Genomic DNA, 1,817 nt, shown 5'->3' on the forward strand with positions numbered 1-1,817 from the left:
AAAACCTTTTTATGGTAGTTTCTCAACTGGCACAGGATGAAAGAGGGGAAAAATTCTTGCAACCAAAGGGATCGGAGTGCGATATACTCAGTCGCGAACGATATTGGCAAGCATGACCATGGTAGCGGTAGCAATTTTAGCGGCGGGTAAGGGAACCCGAATGAAGTCCAGCCTTCCAAAAGTTTTACATCCCCTCGGCAGTCGATCGCTAGTGGAACGGGTCCTTAATGTCAGCGAATCCTTACATCCCAGGCGAAAACTGGTGATTATCGGTTATCAGGGAGAACAGGTGCGAAATACGCTACAGCATCTCGAGGATATCGAATTTGTTGAACAAAAGGAACAGTTAGGCACTGGCCATGCTATTCAGCAGTTAATCCCCCATTTAGAGGACTTTCAGGGGGATTTGTTGGTCTTAAATGGTGATGTTCCCCTGTTGCGTCCCGAAACCTTGCAAAATCTTCTCCAGATTCATAAAAACCATGGTAACGCTGCCACCCTCTTAACTGCTAACCTCCCTAACCCGAAAGGTTACGGTCGAGTTTTTTGTGATGGCAATAATCTCGTTAAGCAGATTGTGGAAGAAAGAGACTGTACCGATGCCCAACGACAAAACCACCGGGTTAATGGGGGTATATACTGCTTTAATTGGTCAAAATTAGCGGCGATACTGCCTAATTTAACGCCCAATAACGATCAAGGTGAATATTACCTCACCGATGTGGTCAATTTTCTCGATCCTGTCATGGCTGTGGATGTGGAGGACTGTTTAGAAATTAGCGGCATTAACGATCGCAAACAATTGGCCGCCGCCTATGATATCCTGCAAACTAGAGTCAAAGATGATTGGATGGCCGCCGGAGTCACCATTATTGACCCCGATAGTGTCACCATTGAGGATACTGTCACTCTCAGTGCCGATGTGATTATTGAACCCCAAACCCATCTGCGCGGTGAGACGATAATCGCTTCTGGTTGTCGTATAGGTCCGGGGAGTTTAATCGAAAATAGTCGCATAGGCAGCGATGTGACGGTCTTATTTTCGGTTATTTCTGATAGTCAGGTGGATTCTGGTTGTCGCATCGGTCCCTATGCTCATTTGCGCGGAGAAGCGAAAATTGGGGCTAATTGTCGAGTCGGTAATTTTGTTGAAATTAAAAAAAGTGACATCGGCAATAAAACCAATATTGCCCATTTATCCTATTTGGGAGATGCCACTTTAGGGGAAAAAGTGAACGTTGGTGCGGGAACAATTACTGCTAATTACGATGGGGTGAAAAAACACCAAACTATGATCGGCAGTGGCACAAAAACTGGAGCAAATAGTGTTCTAGTAGCTCCTCTAGAATTAGGAAAAAATGTCACCGTGGCTGCCGGTTCAACTATCACTAAAAATGTCCCCGATAATGCTTTAGTTATTGCTCGCCAAAGTCAGCGTGTGATCGAAAATTGGGCAGATCAGTTTCAGTAGGTTATAGCAGTTATCAGTTATCAGTTATCAGTTATCAGACGTGAGTTTTCAGTTTACTGTTTACTGTTCACTGATGCTGATTAAGGCGTTAAATTTGCGCGATGAAGCATGAAATGCTATAAAAATCTCAGTCCTCCCTATAGAAAAGAGTAGAAACCTTATGGCACGCACCGAGTCCACAATGTTAGATCTGGGGACAAAAGCTCCCAGTTTTGCCTTACCCGATGTGGTTTCGGGTGAAACTATCTCTCTGGACAGCTTTGCGGCTAAAACCGCTCTGTTAGTCATCTTCCTCTGTGAACATTGTCCCTTTGTTAAACACATTCAAGAAGAACTTACCCGTCTA

Annotated in this window: 1 protein-coding gene and 1 pseudogene; both read left to right on the forward strand. The window is 44.5% G+C overall.

All coding sequences use genetic code 11. From position 1 onward, the window contains the following. Positions 1-118: 118 nt before the first annotated feature. Positions 119-1,471: a bifunctional UDP-N-acetylglucosamine diphosphorylase/glucosamine-1-phosphate N-acetyltransferase GlmU gene (glmU, locus tag PX484_RS10515; protein ID WP_287667285.1), complete on the forward strand. Its 1,353-nt coding sequence runs from the start codon at positions 119-121 to the stop codon at positions 1,469-1,471. A 160-nt stretch (positions 1,472-1,631) separates the two neighbouring features. Continuing rightward, a pseudogene (locus PX484_RS10520) lies at positions 1,632-1,817 on the forward strand (thioredoxin family protein); the annotation flags it as partial.

This window comes from Microcystis sp. M49636_WE2, from assembly GCF_030065375.1.
Lineage (GTDB): Bacteria > Cyanobacteriota > Cyanobacteriia > Cyanobacteriales > Microcystaceae > Microcystis > Microcystis aeruginosa_C.

Excerpts from the sequence above, each read along its gene's own strand:
- glmU (WP_287667285.1), top strand. The coding sequence starts at position 119 with ATGGTAGCGGTAGCAATTTTAGCGGCGGGTAAGGGAACCCGAATGAAG.